Here is a 16,147-nt window from a genome sequence, read left to right on the forward strand (position 1 = left end):
CCGGCGACCAACTGCCTCGAATTGGGTGCACTCATTGAAGGATCCTCTTTGACTCTTTGGAATTTACTTGGACCGGTCCATGATGGAGGTGACGAGCAGGCCCAGTCAAGCCCCTAAGCTTGATGGAAGCTGCGAGAGGAGATACTGCATGCCGGCCACCAAGCCCACCATCCGCGATGTCGCGAGCGCCGCAGGGGTTTCCAAGTCCTTGGTTTCGCTGGTCCTGCAGGGATCTCCCAATGTTAGCGAGAGCCGCCGTCGCGATGTCCTGAAGGCCATGGAGGAGCTGGGATACCGGCCCAACCGGCTGGCCCAACGCCTGTCCGGCCCTCGAAGCGGAACCATCGGCGTGATGCTCAACGACATCCGGAACCCATGGTTCGTGGAACTGCTGGAAGGGCTGACGGCGTCCCTGCACGCGGCCGGTATTTCACCGGTTCTGGCCGATTCCTACACCGATAACCGCGTGGGCCGCAGCTCCTTGGAAACCTTGCTGGAGCAGCGGATCGATGGCGTGGTGGTGGTGGGTACCACCCCGGAGTCGGCCGCCATCGAAAAGGCGGCGCAGAGTATTCCCGTCGTTTTGGCCGGAACCCGCGAACCGCACCTCCCCGGCGTCGACATCGTGGTCAATGACGACGACGACGGCGCCCGGCAGGCGACCGAACACCTCCTCACACTGGGGCACCGCAGGATCGCGCACCTGCAGGGGCCGGCCGAAGTAGGCCGAATCCGGCAGGAATCGTTCGAACGAACCATACGCGACGCCGGGCTCGAGCCGGTGGTGGTTGCCGGCGGACTGAGTGAGGAAAATGCGTATGCCGCGGCCAGCCGCTTATTGTCCGCGGAGGACAGGCCAACCGCGATCTTTGCCTACAACGACATCGCCTGCATTGGCGCCTTGTCCGCCGCCGACGACCTTGGCCTATCCGTACCCGAAGACCTGTCCCTGGTGGGCTACGACAACACGTACCTGGCAAAAATCAGGCACCTCTCCCTGACCTCCGTGGACAACGGCAACCTGGCAGTAGGCGTCGAGGCCGGCAAGTTCATCATGCAACGCCTCACCACACCGGAGCTGCCCGCCCGGGTTCACCAAGTCCCCTCGCAGCTGCAGGTACGGGGGTCCACAGGGGACGCACCCGGCTAGCGCCCGCCCCGACCCGTAGGGACAAAGCCGCTTGCTAGGTTTTTGGCGCGTCCAACAACACCCGAAGGATCTCCCCGAGCGGACCCTGCGGGTCGTCAGCGGTTGCCGATTCGAGGGTCCGGCGCCGGATCGCATCAGCATTCTCGTCCCCCGTGGATCGGAGGAGAAGCAAGAGTTAGTGAGCCCTCAAGCCAGGGTTTCTGGCGGTTGCGCTTGGACGAGCCAAGACATTGCGTCATCTTTGGACGTGAAAAACCTTGTAGGAGAAGGCAGTGTCCGTCGTGACATGGCGAAATTCGCTATCACGCGGCTCACAGGGCTGGTGCCCAATAAAGCAATCCGGGAGGCGGCACACTTGGTGCTGAACACCGCTTTGGCCCCACGGGTAACTTCCTTGGTGTTCGTGATATCGATGAGTAACGGGAACTCTGCACCGTCCGCGAGCTCGTTGATCGTGGCCATGGCATCGTGGACGTCATCGGCCAGGAGGACCGTATGTGGCCCCCACACCAGATGAAGGACGTCACCATCGGTGAGCTCGACCGTTCCCTTACCGCTGCCGACAGTTATTGGCCTCATCCTTACTCCCCCAATTGTTGTATCCAACAGTAACCCCGGGAAGTTCCGCTGAGGGAGGTGCGTCGGCCCTATTTAAGTTATTCGGCGCTATCAAACAGTGGCTGGGCAGAAGCTTCCCCTTCAGGCAGCTTCCACAGAAACTGTTGCTACTACGGATGCGGTGGGAGGAACTGGTGGTGGACTACACCTGGTATGGCATGCAGACGCGCAGCGTCGAACGGCTCACATTTACGATGGGCAAAAGCTTCCGGGCTCGATCCATCATCACCTCCTGTGAGGGGCGCTCCGAGTATGAGGTCACCCTTGATGACCAATGGGTCTTTCGTAAGCTCACGCTTCACGGTCACGACAGTCGGAGGCTGGAGGTCCAGCGAGGCAATGACGGAACCTGGGGCGTCAATGGCGAGCGACGCCCGGACCTGGAGGGCGCCATCGACATCGACCTGGGATTCAGCCCCTTCACCAACACCCTGCCGATCCGGCGTCTCAACCTCGCCATTGGATCCCGGGCCGAGATCACCACGGCCTATATCGAAGCCCTCTCGCTCCGGGTGCTGCCAGACCCGCAGGCGTACACGAGAACCGCCGTCAATCTGTATCTCTATGAATCCCTGGACAGCGACTTCACCTGCAACATCACGGTCGATCCTGACGGTTTCATCATCGACTACCCCGGCCTGTACTCACGCCGCCTACCCCGCAGATAGACCCTCGGATCATCTACAAAATCCACAGGTCACCTGCACTGTCGCGGGCCAAGACATCTGGCTTACGGTCCCCGTTGAAGTCGCCCGGGGGTGCTGACCAGGTTCATGGCGTTCCAGCCGGTGCCGACTTGCTTTAGGGGAAGCCACTGTAGTTTCCTCGGGAGCCAAGCCGATGCGAAAAGTTCGACTAGATGAACTATAAAACGCAATATCCCCAAATATTAATGAAAATGCATTTAGTTGTTGACTGATTGACGCTTTAGATTATTTATCGCCCTCAGTAATTCGTCGAGCCAGCGAATCAGCTTTGTAGTACATGTGCATGAGCATGAGCAGGGCCACCATGATGGCCGTGAACCCCATACCCGAGAAGAAGATCCACGGAATACTTGAATCATCCTTGGGTAGTACTGCGAATATGACCCACAGTGTTGCCACAAAGCCGATGAGCATCACTGGAATAGCTTTCAGGGCACCAAGCGCTGAAGTGTGTGCAGCGTTCCATGCACGCTCAGACGACAGAGTAGCCTTCGAGCGTATACCAAACGTATAATTGGGCCTCGAATCGCCGGACTTAACCTGCGATGCCAGCATTTGAAGTAGGCCTGCTACAACCAAGAACGCAATTGTGAACATTGTCGTGCTGAAAACCGCCCCAAAAACGATCCTTTCACTGTTACGTACTCGGATGACCGAGGAAACTCCAGATTGAAATGCCACGCTAACATTGGCCGTAGCCCGTCGCAAATCACAGCCGCTGATTTGATTAGCTCCGACCACTACACGCCTTCAGTAAGTAGTTATCACATGTGAAATAAGGAGAAGACTCGTCGGCGGAGCTGCATTCGTCTTGCAGGGGTCGGAATGGACCCAACCTGGAGATGGCCTCAAGCTCCGCCGACAAAGCCGCCGTCTATGCCGTCGTCACTGAAACTGCGGCCGAGTACTAGGTCGCTCACGGCTGGCTCACTTCCAAACCCCACAGTCTTCACCTCAGACAAGGTGGCGGGCCGGCGGCTACCTGCTTGAACCATGAAGGCTGTGTCGGCGCCTTGTTCTCAGGTGGTACCGGCGCACACCCATCAGCACGATGACCGCGGCGACGAGCCAGAATAGTCCAGCGCCGATCAGCAGTACGATCATGCTGCCGAGCTGGTCCGCGAGCACACCAGGGCGATGGCAGTAATGGGCCCCCAGCCTGGCTTCTCGACCTTGAGCACAAGTAATGTCAGCGGTGGACCATCGATTACAGACACACAGAGGCCACCCCAAGCAGCACCAACAGCACTGTGACGTCGGACCTGAAGGCAATGGCAATGCCGATGCAACCGCGCAGGCTAAACGTGGTTGCCAGGTTCTTGTGGTCTCGACGCGGTCAAGCCACGGGCGACAAGCGGCCCCACGACGACTTGGCAAGAGGCTAAGCACAAAAGCGGAGTCACAGTCCACTTTGACGCCCCGGCTGTCTGGAAGGCCAGCATCAAAGCCGCCGTCGCCATGGAGGCGCCCAGACTGGACAGGCCCCGGCTAAATGCCAGGAGGTTCAACTTCGCACCGCTACCGGTCCGGGATTTCGGGACTTCCGCTCAATCTCAACTCTTGCAATGGGCCCCTACCCATGAAGAGGTGTAGGACAACCACGACCTACCGAACGCACCAAGACAGGATCACATACTCCCAATTCAGAGCAGGCGAATGGCCCACCAGCCAAGACCCTGAACCCGCTCCCCCAAAACTGAACAGGCCCACCGGCGGCCCGGCATCAGCCGGCACCACGCATCGGGGACTCGTGTCCACATTTGTACACAGGTTAAAGCAAAAACCCCCTCTGACGAGGGGGTATGCCGTTCCCGAGGCGGTACTCGAAGGCGATTCCAGGCATTGCAAACATTGAGAAGGGGCGGAATCATACGGAATCCGGGGCAATCCGGTGGCTGTACGGGCCAGTCCGGGATGGAAAGTGTGGACATTGTGCACACTTCGTTTCACTCGACGACTAACCATCGAGCCGATTTCCGGAGCCGGACAAACGCAACGCACAGCGTAGAGCCCAGCAACTCCGCATAGGTTGCCAAGGCAGCGGACACGCGCTGGCCAAGACGCCTTCCTCAGACTCCCTCCCTTCACATGTTCATCGCGGGCCGGCCCGGCCACGACATGACGATTAGCGCCGGCCTCAAGTAGCAATGGCCTCGCCATCTTCACACAACGAATCACCCTGTCCCGGCTACTGGGATCATGGCCGCCAAGGTAACGATCAATTGACGCACCCGGAACACCACAATTTTGGTAATGCACCAAGAGTGATAAATTGAAGGCCTTTCTTACTCGCCCACGTCCTCCTCCGTAAAGAAACGTTCAGATTCGGCCCAGGTGTGCGAGTAGCTATGAGTCCGCATTTGAAAGGCCAGGAAGTTGCCTCCGCAGTACATAAGTCAGATCCCGGCGCCCTTGCTGGAACATCTTGTTGAGGGTCAATGGTTACCTATTGTAGGAGCAGGATTCTCACGTAATGCTGTGGTCGACGACGGCGACTCACCCCCGGATTGGAAAACCCTCGGAAAGGCGCTGGCTGAGCAAATGCCAGACGTTGATTCGTCGGTAGGTGCCCTGGAGATCATAAGTGCGTACGAACATCTTTTTGGACGCAGCACACTCGTCGAAAAAGTTGGACGGTTAACAAGAGTTTATGACGCCAGACCCGGCAAGGCACACACCGCCTTCGCAGACCTGGGTTTTGAAACGGTACTAACCACTAACTTTGATTTCCTCCTGGAACGCGCCTACGAGGCTGCAGGCAGGCCCTGCGTACCTCTGCTTGGAGAGTCACAACTCGCCGGACTCAGTCGATCCCGCGGACCTAGGCTTTTCAAGATCCATGGAGACATCCATCATCCAGAGAACCTTGTGATGACTGAATCCGACTACGACCTCTTCCTGCATCGGTGGCCACTACTGGCTACCGCCGTGACATCGCTTTTTATTAATCACACACCGGTGCTCATCGGCTACAGCTTCGACGATCCTGACACCCGTCAGCTCATGGCGCTGATAAAGGAACGCCTCGGGGGTCTGAGCCGTCAGGTATGGAGCGTTCAAATATCCGCATCCCCTCAGGAAGTAGCCCGTTTTGAGCGCCGCGGTGTCCGCGTCATTAACTTGCCACGCCGCGCTGGGCTCTCCTACGACGAACAGCTACGCCGACTCTTCGAAGAACTAGGATCCTACTGGCGACAGATGGTCTTGGAAGTGAGTCAGAGTACCGACGAGAGGGTAAAAGCCGACCTCTTGGTCCCGGCCGAGAGTAGCGTGACTTGCTATTTCGAAGTACCTATCAGCTCTGTAGCCTGGTACAAGGAGACTTTATTTCCCGTTGTCGAAGAAGCCGGTTTCGCCCCCGTAGTCGCCAGTGACGTACAAAGTCCGCCAGGTACGGATACCACCAAAGGTGACGCCTTGGCCCAACGGGCGACCGTCTTGGTCGTTGACATCGGTAGCGAAGCAGGTCAACAGTTTGCCGCACTCGCAGCACTAAAGCGTGAAAAGCAAAACGTCCTCCTAATCAAAGGCACGTCCGATGCTGTTCCGGAAATTCTCTCTGGTTTGAACTCACTGATTCGGAACCAGAAGGACCCTGAACCTTTCCAGATGTCATTCAGGGAATGGATTTCCCAGTTCAGTCCCGACGCCATGCAATCACGGAGGACAGTGGCTGAGAGGCTGCTCGAACAGAACGATCCGGATGGAGCCCTGATATCCGCCGTCGCACTTCTGGAAGCGGAGCTGACGCAGCGGCAGGGAAAGTTTAAGACAGCCGCGATTCCCCGATCAAACCCCAATACACTGCTCGTTGGTGCCGTCGAAGCAGGACTAATCGACAGCACCAAATATGGTGAGCTTGCCAATGCGCTTAGAGCACGCAACGAGGCTGTGCACCGAAAAGCGTCGGTCCACATAAAAGAGGCAACCCGCTATGTCACTCTGATACTGAACGTAGTTAAATCGCTGCCAATCGATGAGGACTCGGCTGAAGGCGACTAGAGCTCGGTCTCACCCGGCCATTTACTGCCATGTTCAACTTACTCATGGACAAGACGAAACAACTCAACTCCACTTCCACAACATTTCTGATCTGAAGTTCAGGGTTGATGTGGCTCGGAAGTGTCGACTCTGTCGATGTCCATCAGGGCATTGTGGAGGCCGGGTGGCCCGGCTCCCATACCTCGCGGCGGCGACCCACAAGTGGGAGGACGCTGCCGCCGTCGCGCGCTACATGGAAGCCATCCTCGCCCGCCCGCCAGCGGCTGCGGCCCACCAGGCGCACCACCTTTGGAACGACATGCTCACCACGAAGGACTATCCCACCGACGAAAAAGTCCTGAAACTCATCGCCTACTTCCAATTCCCGCACATCCGCGACCAGCTCATGGCAGACATCCCAGGCATCGACGAACCACCCGAACACATCCTCTTCGCCCAAACCAGCGCGGCACCGAACTGGTCCAGGATCGAATGTGCTAAAGACCTGCTCCTTCACACCTACATCCGAACCAGCCCCGAACACGCAGCACCCATCCTCACCGCCATCGGCTACATCAACTGGTGGGAAGGCAGAGGATCAAAAGCCCACCAATACCTCCAACTCGCCCTCGACACCGACCCCGGCTACCGCTTCGCACGCCTCACCGACCACATGCTCGGCGCCGGCATCATCGCAGGCTGGAACACCAACAAGACACCGCCCGCCGGAACAAGATAGATTGGCCGGGACCTAGGAAAGTATGCGCCAGACCTGGTGTTCAGCCATTCCGCCAGCGAATCTTGGGGGTCGGTCACGGGCAGCAATCGTTTGAGGGAACATCCGTTGTCGGCGCTCCAAAGTACGTGCAGACGCGGGAGTTCACTTCGGACTCGGCGCGCGAATGGGAGCTTCTTAGGGGCTTGAAGTTGTGCCCGTCTTGGGAAGTGTGATCTCAACGGTGGTTCCATGTCCAGGGCTACTGACTAGGGCGACAGTCCCTTTGTGGTTTTCGATGATCGTCTTAGTGATTGCCAGTCCAAGGCCGGCGCCGGGAATAGTTGAGGAGTGCGCGTTGGCGGCACGAAAGAATCGAGTAAAGGCCTGGTCGAGTTCGTGCTTGCTCATGCCGATGCCAGTGTCGGTGACTTCACAACTGAGCATGTCAGCACTCGCTCCCGCCCGAACTTTGATGGAGCCCCCCTCGGGAGTGTATTTGATGGCGTTAGACACTACGTTGTCGATTGCTTGGCCGATACGGTCAGGATCGAATATTCCTCTAGCAGGACTGCCCGCTTCCACTTCCAAGGTGATGCCGGCAGCCTTAGCTCGGGGGCGGGCGGCTTCGACGCAGTGACTGATGACTTCGGTCAGGTCTGCTGTCCGGGGATTGATAGTCAGGGCATCTGAGGCGATGGTAAGGAGGTCGTTAACCAGGATGAGCAGACGTTGGGCGTTTCGGCGAACCACGAAGAGGTAGTGTTCGAGGCCGGGTTCAAGGTCTTCGTCAAAGGCCAGTTCCAGGTATCCAAGGATAGACGTCAACGGGGTTCGGAGTTCGTGTGAGACGCTGGCGACAAATCGGTCTTTGGCGGTGAGGGCTTCTACCAGTGCGGTGACGTCAGTGAAGGCCAGAACCGCGCCGGAACACTGTCCGTTGGAGTGTTTCATAAGTTTGCAGGTGACGGAGTACGCGCGTTGGACAGTGGCGCTACCGACCCAGACAAGTTCATCTGTGAAGGCCTCTCCTCTGGCGGCACGGTGGAAGGGGTGTTGGTCGGGCGGAAGGGGACTAATTCTGTCCACGTGGTAGATGGGGATGTCCGTATGCCCTGCCCCGAAAGGATCCTCGCTACCGGTGCCAGTGAGATGGCGACTGAGCCAGTGGTTGGTGAGTATTGGCCGGCCCCGGGCATCGAGAGCGCAAACGCCGACGCTGACCGTGCCCACGATTGTGACGAGGAGTTGTTCACGTTCTTCGCTCGCGCGCAACAGGTTTCGCACCTCGGTTTGCTGCTTTTCCAGCAGGCGTCGCTGGTGGGAAAGAACGTTGTAGACCGTATGGACGGCAAGTGCGATGGCCGCCAGGATAACGGGCAGGAGCACTATCCGCAGGAAGTCGCCCCGGGTGATTCCAGCGCCGAGGATGATCGGGGGCAGAGCGGCGCTGAGGAGGGTCGCCAGAACGGCGATGATTACACCGCTGCGCTGCTTGCTGGCGGACAACCAGGTGACTGGGAAAACGAGGAGGTACCCCAGCACCGCGAGGTATTGATCCGCCGCACCGCGGGTGAGCCCCACGGCCAGGCAGTCCAAGACAGGGATGACGAGCGCTGCCCGTCCCGGCAGCTTTTCCCACGGCACAAGAAAGCAGGCGACGAGTAGAGCCAGATGTGCCACCAAGCTGTACCCGAAGGGGCCGAACCACTCGAGTCCCGGGTGCAGGAAAGTCACCAGCACGGTTACCAGCAACATCGTTACGGACAACGGAAGCTGGAACAAAACCGTCCGCCCACGAGGCCCCAACCCCCGAAAATACCGCTCCACCCACACAACAGGCATGTCATTCCGCACCGCCCAGCTCCCCCCCTGACTATCAAGCGTACTTACTACCTTTAGGACACTAATTGTTTGTGCACGAAATTCGAAATCCCGGCCTGGAAAAAGCCTCATCAGCCAGCACCACCGTGCCGCGCATACAAAGCGCACCGATCGCTGACAAGTGCCGCCTGGACAGAATCGTTCCAATCAGCGCCACAGGAAACGTCGTCGGGGGCGAGATCCTTCACTTCCACATCCGCGATGACCTGTACTTGGAGCGAGGACGCATTGACACCGCTCCCTGTCCCCCATGGGCAGGCCCGCATCTGAATACACCCACGTTGAGTCTTTCGCGCCGCCGGCCGTTGTCGGTCTCGGATGTTGCCGAGCTCGTCGGGATCATCAGGACCGCGGCGAGGCGTTTTATTCTCACCTTGGAATACCTGGGTGGCCTCTCCTTTGACGCCAGCGGCTATTTCCCGACGGCCATCCAGCCGTGCCGGAGATCGGGGATGCGTATCTGCTCAGCCACAATCGGCTGGTGGCGGCCCATCCGCATCTCGTGTCGCTGGTGCAGGAGGGTCGACAGACCGCCTTTTTGTCGGTGCTGCATCGGGGCCGTGTGATCTACGTCGACCCGTCCACCGACCGCTTCCTTCAATCAACATCATCATCGGCACCAGCCTGCCTACCGACCTACCCGATGGCGACCGGCCGCGTCCTACTCTCCGGGCTCACCGAGGAGGCGGCATCATCGCGGCGCTGAACGTCTCCGCACACCCGACGCGGGTCAGTGCCAAAAACCTCCGCGCCTCCGTCCTCCCACGTCTTCTGACGACGGCGGCGGCCATCGAAACGACCCCCCGCCGTCAGCGCATAGTTCCACCGACGGCGGGCGGGTGACAGGCCAGCCAACGTCGTACTCCCACGCAGCGGTCGGTCTACTGTCCTCCGGTCCGGCTCAAGCTTCCAGCACCAGCAGCGCCGTCTTGGACCGGCCGACGCAGAGTGTCACCGTCTCGTTCTTCCCGCGCTCCGCCTTGCTGAGGATGTGTCGCCGCATCAGCCGCGTTTACAACGCCCTTGGAATCTAGGGACCGTTCTGAATGACGGCGTGTGGGGTCCCGTTTGATCAGAAAGGAGACGGCGATGTCGGACTCGACAACAGCAGTAGGTAACGTCCGCACAGAGGGGCCGGGACGGGGCAGCTCCTGCCGTCGCTTCCCGTGGCCGGGTGGTATCAGAAGCCTTTGGCGCTGCCGCTGTCACCTGTGTGGCCGCATCCAGCTGCGCCGTAACGCGAACCCCTCTAGGCGTCCAGGACCAGTTTGGGGCACTTGGAGCGGCTAACGCAGATGAACATGGTGTCGTTCTTCGCGCGTTCCTTTTCGGAGAGGATGGTGTCGCGGTGGTCGACTTCACCTTCCAGAACCTTGGTTTCGCAGGTACCGCAGAACCCTTCCTCGCACGAGGACATGAAGGACGGGTTCACCCCGAGTACGACGTCTAGGACGGATTTTTCTGGTGGAACGGTCAGGGTGCAGCCGGACTGGCGCAGCTCGACTTCGAACGGTGCGTCCGTCTTGGTTTCATCTTCGGTCACAGTGCGGGTCGTTGGCGTAGCGGCTTTAAAGAGTTCGGCATGGAAGGCGTCTGAACCCAGTGTCGCTGCGGTGATGCCCTGGAGGTCGGTCAAGAGCCGTTCCGGTCCGCACGCGTACACGGCGGTTCCCTCGGGCGCGTTCTGGATTTCGGTTAGCAGGTCGGCGCGGCCGAGCTCATCCCGAGGGTAGAGCGCGAGGGAATCTCCCATGATCTCCTGGAGCTCGTCGATGAAAGCCATGGTTTGACGACTGGATCCGCAGTAGACGAGGCGCGTGCTTTTGCCTGCTGCCTTTAGTTCCCGCGCCATGGCCATTATCGGTGTGATGCCGATGCCGCCCGCGACCAGAAGGTGGTGTGCGGCGCCGTCCTCAACTCGGAAATGGTTGCGTGGTCCGCGCGCTGTGAGTTTGGTACCGATGCGGATCTGGGAGTGCAGTTCCTCTGACCCGCCGCGTCCGCCGTTTTCGCGGAGGACGGCGAGACGGTATTTCTGAAGTTGACGCGGCTCCGAGCACAGGCTGTAGTGCCGAACCAGGCCCGACGGCAGGATGACCTCCAGATGGGCACCGGGCTCCCAGTGAGGGAGTGGGCCTCCGTCGGGAAGGGACAGTTCTAGGGACACGACGTTGGTCGATTCCTGGCGCAGGCCTCGGACAACGAGGTCTAAAGTCTCTTGGGACATGGTCATGCTCCGGTGATGGGGTGTTGGAAGAGTTTGCCGGGAATGGCTTCCCTGGTTCCGCCCTTGAGGACCTCAATAAAGTCGCTTGCGAGGTCTGTTTTCCTGACTGTGACGAGCATGTCCAGCTCGCGGCGGAGGACCCTCATGGATGTCGAGCCGGGTTGGGTACTCCAGCCGCCCATACCAACGAGGACGCCCGCGAGGAGGGTGCCTTGGTTCCGTCCGGCTGTAGCCATATTCTCGACGAAATCGTCGGGGATCTCCTCAAGCCGCGATCCGAGGAAAACCATCATGTCTGTGCTCGCTGCGAGGTCACTGACAGTTTCGGTCACCAATTGCGTTTCAGGTTCGTCTATTGCCCGCACGTACACCCCGTCCGGGTGGTTTGCGGGGGCAGCGATCAGGACTTCGCGAAGTCCGGCGTCGGACATTGACGAGACGAGCGCCGCGCCCGACGGCCCGAGCGGTACAAGAAGGATGCGGGCCTTGTAATAGGCACGCGATGTCAGATGGGTCATGGGCTTTCCTTATGTTTTGTTGTCGCTGCTCAGAGCGAAGGTCGAATCACCACGTGCGGGCTGCTGGGTCCCGATCGGTCCAGAAGGGTCCGGAACAGCTCATCGACGCCTTCCAGCCCGACATCGATGCTGGGCACATGTTCTAAGCCCGTGTCATGGGCGGTAAGAAGCTCTATGCTCCTGGTGAGAGCCTGGGGTGAACGCCCACGTACGCCGACGACACCGGAGGCGCCGCGCACCAGGGTCCTGAGGTTCACTTCGGTGACGGGGGTATCTCCGAGTCCGGCCAGGACCAGGCGTCCCAATTTTCGGAGGTGTTCGGTAGTTTGGAGTGCGGGTCCCCCAACGCCGACGGTATCGACGATGACGTCGAAGCCGGTCGCCTTACCGTGGCGGCCCAAGGCCAGCGAGGTTGCAGAGGCGTCGTCGTTGACGACGATGGAGGCGCCCATTGCCTCGGCAATCTCCAGGCGGTCCCGGCTGGTGCGTGAGTTTCGCCCCAATACGACAATCTCGTCTGCACCGGCTGCGCGTGCGGCCGCGACGGCGGCGATGCCGTGGTAGCCCGGCCCTATGATGGCCACGCGCGAGCCGCTGGTCGCGCCACCGATGTTGATGACCCAATCGACGGCGTTGGCGAACGGTTGGGTCCAGGCCGCCAGGTTCGAATCCAGGTCCGGGGGCAGCTTGTGCAGCACCGTCTGCGTCGAGAGCTCCATGTATTCAGCGTTGCCGCCGTGAAGGCCGGAGCCTTCGTGGGTTCCGAGCATTCCCACCCGGCGCTGGCCGCCCCACAGGTCCGCTTCAGGGCAGAAACGGTAGACATCCGGCTTCGAGCACGCATCACAGGTGGCCAGTCCGCAGGGCAGGTATTCCTCCAGTGCCACCCTGTCGCCAACTTCGACGTCCCACGACCACTGCATCACAGGGCTAAGGGAGATGATTTCGCCGATGACGTGGTGCCCCATCACTGTTGGGTGTGCAAGGCCGCGCTGGTAGAGGTCCAGGTCGGTCCCGCACAGCGCGGAGGACTCCACCTTCAGCCAACCTGCGGCATTTGTGGCCAGTTCAGGGTCGATTGCCTGAACAGTGGTGGTTGATTCGGGCAACGAGACGGCGGCCCTGACAGTATCGGGAAGGGAGGCAGCCGCCGTCGACTCCATGGGCGAAACGGTGACCTTGGAACGCTGATCTTTCATGCCGAACTCCTAGATGCACTGGCTAGATGGAAACGAAGTCAGTTCCCGGGACAACCTGAATGGCCTGGTGGGCGCCTTCGTGGAACGGGACCTCCTTGGGCAACAGCATCGAAGTTGAGCGCACCCGCTGGTCTGCGGTGTCGATGCCCGGGAGGGCTTCGTCTTCCATGGAGTCCAATGCGGCAAGAAGCCGGCGGCGTGCCAGGATGATGGCGGCATCTGACGTGCCCAGCCGCTCCTTGGTTCGGTCGGCGATGTCGCCCATGCTTTCCTGCAGCGAGAAGTCCTGGGCGGCGATGCCTTCAATGCCGGAAAAGGTCTTGTTTTGCTTCTGAGCCTCGCGGTCCATGAGGTAGTCGTTGTCTTTGTTGGCGAGGGTTCGATATGTTCCGGGGATGTATTTGGCGTGAATGCCGTCGCCGTTTCGCATCTGCTGCAGTTCGTCTTCCCGCAGGTCACGGGTGGGGTGGTAGTTCCAGGACCAGGCCCAGCAGGTGGTGTCGTCGATCGGGACCCAGGCGTGCCCGCCCATGGGGTTGTGGGTGCCGAAGGGTGGAATGATCGTGTAGAAGGGCATAATCCACTGGGTGATGCGCCAGTAGAACTCTTCTTCATTCGCGTTGCGCCGGGCTCCGATCAGCAGCCCCCCATCGCTTTCTGCGACCTCGAACTTCGGGCGCGTATCAGCCTTTATGTACTCATTTCCAGCCGTTCCGGAGTGCATGGGGTCATCGTCAAGGTTGAAGCGGTGAGCGAAGGAGACATGGCTGGAATCGATGCCGCCCTCCATGGCCTGCAGGTAGTTGGTTTCCTGAAGACGCTTGGAAATGAATCGCTGGCCATCCCCAAGCAGGGCCCATTCAAGCTCCGGCAGAGCCGGCATCTGCTCGGCCGAACCCATGTACGCCCAGAGCACGCCTCCCCGTTCCACCAAGGGGTAGGACTTCTGCTTAATCCGGCACCTGAATTTGGAGTCCTCTGGCTCGGACGGCATGTCCGTCAGGTTGCCCTCCACGTCATACTTCCACCCGTGGTAAGCACATCGGAGGCCGTTTTCCTCGTTGCGGCCGAAGTACAAGGAAGCGGTCCGGTGAGCACAGAACTCGTCCAACAGGCCCAGCCGGCCGGAGCTGTCGCGGAACGCTATGAGCCTCTCGCCTAGGAGCTGGACACGCACCGGGGGACAATCCGTCTCGGGCAATTCCTCGGCGAGAAGCGCGGGAAACCAATAACGCCGGAACAAACGCCCCATAGGAGTTTCCGGTCCGGTCTGGGTCAGCAAGACATTCTGATCTGGAGTAAGCACGTTGCGCCTTTCGCTACATTCGATTTTGTCCGTTCTACGCGCATACGCGCGCTTATCGGTTCAGTGAGTGTTGCATGCGTCTCATTGGTCCGTCAAGCGAGGCGTCCCCACCGCAGGTAATGGTCTAGATTCGAGAATGTGAAAGCATCCATGCCGACCGCCGCGGAGCTGGCGGCCACCGATCCGGATTATGTGGATTCCTTGGAGCGGGGCCTGTCCGTCCTCAAGGCATTCAGCGAGCAGGAAGAGGCACTCTCCGTAGGGGACGTCGCGTCGCTGGCCGGTATTACACGTACTGCGGCCCGCAGATTCGCCCTGACCTTGGAGTATCTGGGGTACGCAAGCCAGACGGCGGAGGGATACAGGCTGACCCCGGGGGTGCTGGCGATTGGGGATGCCTACCTTCGGAGCAATCCGTTGCCTGACGCCGCCCACCCCCACCTGGATGAGCTTGTCCAGACGGTTGGGGAAACAGCCTCCCTAACCGTCCTGCACAAGCGCCGCGTCTATTACGCCGCCCGCGTAGCAGCCGACAGGATCGTCACAGCCAACATCACCGTTGGCGCAAGCGTCGCCGCACACAGTACGGCCACAGGCCGGGTTCTGCTGGGCAGTCTCGCCCCAGATGACCTTGAGGACTACCTGTCGTCCATTGAGCCCAGCCCCGGTTTCGATCCGGACTACGTGCGGGAACGGATCGAGGAGGCGCGTACGAGCGGGTTGGCGGTAGCCGATCAGGAGCTGACCCCGGGAATTCGATCGGTGGCCGTTCCCCTGCATGACCCCAAGGGGCGGATCGTCGCTGCCCTAAATATTGCAGCCCATGCCACCCGCGTCGACGCCGCCGTACTGAAGAACGACTTTGTTCCGCTGCTTCAGTCTGCCGCCCAGCGAACGGCGGCTACGCTTTGGCCGTCTTCAGTGACGGCGTCGGTGGGGCCCGCGCCAGCGCCTTCCAGCGCCCCCGCTCAAGCGCGGACGCGTCCCTCCGATGTAATTCAATCGCTGGAGAGAGGCCTGTGTATCCTCACCGCCTTCGATGAAGGCCGCCCGGCGATGAACCTGGCGCAGATAGCGGCGCGGTGCGGGCTGCCGCGCTCGGCGGCGCGTCGCTTCGTCCTGACCTTGGCCTCCCTTGGCTACCTTGAACAGCAGGGGCGCAGTTACGCGCCGACTCCCCGGGTACTGGAACTGGGGTACTCCCTGCTGCCCCGGCTTTCGCTGGCAGATGTGGCCAGACCCCGTCTCGAAGCGTTAGCGCGAAAGCTCGGAGCCTCGGTTTCGGTCGGCGTTCTGGACGGCATGGACCTGCGCTACGTAGCCAGAGCCAGTGCACCGAGTCCCTTGATCGTCAACATCCGGCCGGGCACCAGGGTTCCAGCAGAGCGCACGGCCATGGGCCAGGTCCTACTGTCACTCCTGCCCCCCGCAGCCCTCGAGGAGGCCAAGCGCTCCGCGGGCAGGGACGCAGCGGCCAACGACCTCGCAGATCTCGACATCACTCTGACCGCTGTTCGAGAGCAAGGCTGGAGCTATGTCGACCAATTGCTCGAAGCCGGGATACGCGCCGTTGCAGTCCCGCTTCGAAACCGCCGAGGCGAAGTCGTGGCCGCCATGAGTGCCTCAGTCCACGAAGCCACTACTCCCGGCGTGGACATGACCAACAACTTCCTCCCAGCCCTAAGAGACACGGCTAGTGAATTCATCACGGACCTGAGGGACGGCCTCAACATATAAAACGTCCGTCTTACGCGCAACTTGGCACCATGCGGACGAAAAGCATTGCTTTACGTCGCAGAGGCCGGTTATATTCATCACATTCAGACTCTTGTTTTCGCGATG

General features: G+C 60.2%; 13 protein-coding genes and 1 pseudogene. 6 read left to right on the top strand and 8 right to left on the bottom strand.

Annotated elements, in window-relative coordinates:
- The first annotated feature begins 148 nt into the window (after positions 1-148).
- Positions 149-1,150, top strand: coding sequence for a LacI family DNA-binding transcriptional regulator (locus tag ABHM97_RS14420; protein WP_349471235.1), 1,002 nt, complete (start codon positions 149-151; stop codon positions 1,148-1,150).
- A 186-nt stretch (positions 1,151-1,336) separates the two neighbouring features.
- On the opposite strand, the gene ABHM97_RS14425 is transcribed toward ABHM97_RS14420, so the two are convergent.
- Entirely contained in the window at positions 1,337-1,729 is a 393-nt protein-coding gene (locus ABHM97_RS14425) for a DUF7793 family protein (RefSeq protein WP_235522133.1), read from the bottom strand.
- 173 nt (positions 1,730-1,902) lie between these two features.
- Here ABHM97_RS14425 and ABHM97_RS14430 point away from each other — a divergent pair, with 173 nt between their 5' ends.
- A complete protein-coding gene (locus tag ABHM97_RS14430; RefSeq protein WP_349471236.1) occupies positions 1,903-2,436 on the top strand; it encodes a putative glycolipid-binding domain-containing protein in 534 nt (177 codons plus the stop codon).
- 13 nt (positions 2,437-2,449) lie between these two features.
- Here ABHM97_RS14430 and ABHM97_RS14435 read toward each other — a convergent pair.
- Positions 2,450-2,497 (bottom strand): annotated as a pseudogene (locus tag ABHM97_RS14435) (hypothetical protein); the annotation flags it as partial.
- 203 nt (positions 2,498-2,700) lie between these two features.
- Positions 2,701-3,216, bottom strand: a complete 516-nt coding sequence (locus ABHM97_RS14440; RefSeq protein WP_349471237.1) for an SdpI family protein — start codon at positions 3,214-3,216, stop codon at positions 2,701-2,703.
- A gap of 1,737 nt (positions 3,217-4,953) precedes the next feature.
- On the opposite strand from ABHM97_RS14440, the gene ABHM97_RS14445 reads away from it, so the two are divergent.
- Together ABHM97_RS14445 and ABHM97_RS14450 are read left to right on the top strand one after the other, a co-directional pair.
- Entirely contained in the window at positions 4,954-6,477 is a 1,524-nt protein-coding gene (locus tag ABHM97_RS14445; RefSeq protein WP_349471238.1) for an SIR2 family NAD-dependent protein deacylase, read from the top strand.
- A 163-nt stretch (positions 6,478-6,640) separates the two neighbouring features.
- Positions 6,641-7,195 (top strand): DUF4192 family protein, encoded by a 555-nt coding sequence (locus tag ABHM97_RS14450; protein ID WP_349471239.1) that lies wholly within the window; start codon positions 6,641-6,643, stop codon positions 7,193-7,195.
- Positions 7,196-7,369: 174 nt separating this feature from the next.
- Here ABHM97_RS14450 and ABHM97_RS14455 read toward each other — a convergent pair whose 3' ends face one another.
- Positions 7,370-8,929, bottom strand: a complete 1,560-nt coding sequence (locus ABHM97_RS14455) for a sensor histidine kinase (protein WP_349471240.1) — start codon at positions 8,927-8,929, stop codon at positions 7,370-7,372.
- A 562-nt stretch (positions 8,930-9,491) separates the two neighbouring features.
- On the opposite strand from ABHM97_RS14455, the gene ABHM97_RS14460 reads away from it, so the two are divergent.
- Positions 9,492-9,761 carry an IclR family transcriptional regulator domain-containing protein gene (locus ABHM97_RS14460; RefSeq protein WP_349471241.1) on the top strand — a complete coding sequence of 90 codons (270 nt, stop codon included), beginning with the start codon at positions 9,492-9,494 and terminating at the stop codon, positions 9,759-9,761.
- A 543-nt stretch (positions 9,762-10,304) separates the two neighbouring features.
- On the opposite strand, the gene ABHM97_RS14465 is transcribed toward ABHM97_RS14460, so the two are convergent.
- From ABHM97_RS14465 to ABHM97_RS14480, 4 genes are read right to left on the bottom strand one after another with little or no spacing between them, the layout of a single operon-like run.
- Positions 10,305-11,288 (bottom strand): PDR/VanB family oxidoreductase, encoded by a 984-nt coding sequence (locus ABHM97_RS14465; protein ID WP_349471242.1) that lies wholly within the window; start codon positions 11,286-11,288, stop codon positions 10,305-10,307.
- A complete protein-coding gene (locus ABHM97_RS14470) occupies positions 11,285-11,800 on the bottom strand; it encodes a hypothetical protein (protein WP_349471243.1) in 516 nt (171 codons plus the stop codon). Before ABHM97_RS14470 ends, ABHM97_RS14465 begins: the two co-directional genes overlap by 4 nt.
- A 29-nt stretch (positions 11,801-11,829) precedes the next feature.
- Positions 11,830-12,999, bottom strand: a complete 1,170-nt coding sequence (locus ABHM97_RS14475) for a zinc-binding dehydrogenase (RefSeq protein WP_349471244.1) — start codon at positions 12,997-12,999, stop codon at positions 11,830-11,832.
- A 22-nt stretch (positions 13,000-13,021) separates the two neighbouring features.
- Positions 13,022-14,251 (bottom strand): Rieske 2Fe-2S domain-containing protein, encoded by a 1,230-nt coding sequence (locus ABHM97_RS14480; RefSeq protein ID WP_349471404.1) that lies wholly within the window; start codon positions 14,249-14,251, stop codon positions 13,022-13,024.
- A gap of 192 nt (positions 14,252-14,443) precedes the next feature.
- On the opposite strand from ABHM97_RS14480, the gene ABHM97_RS14485 reads away from it, so the two are divergent.
- Complete coding sequence (locus tag ABHM97_RS14485; RefSeq protein ID WP_349471245.1) at positions 14,444-16,042, top strand: IclR family transcriptional regulator domain-containing protein; 1,599 nt, start codon at positions 14,444-14,446, stop codon at positions 16,040-16,042.
- Positions 16,043-16,147 lie beyond the last annotated feature (105 nt).

Source organism: Paenarthrobacter sp. CAP02 (assembly GCF_040137855.1).
Classification (GTDB): domain Bacteria; phylum Actinomycetota; class Actinomycetes; order Actinomycetales; family Micrococcaceae; genus Arthrobacter.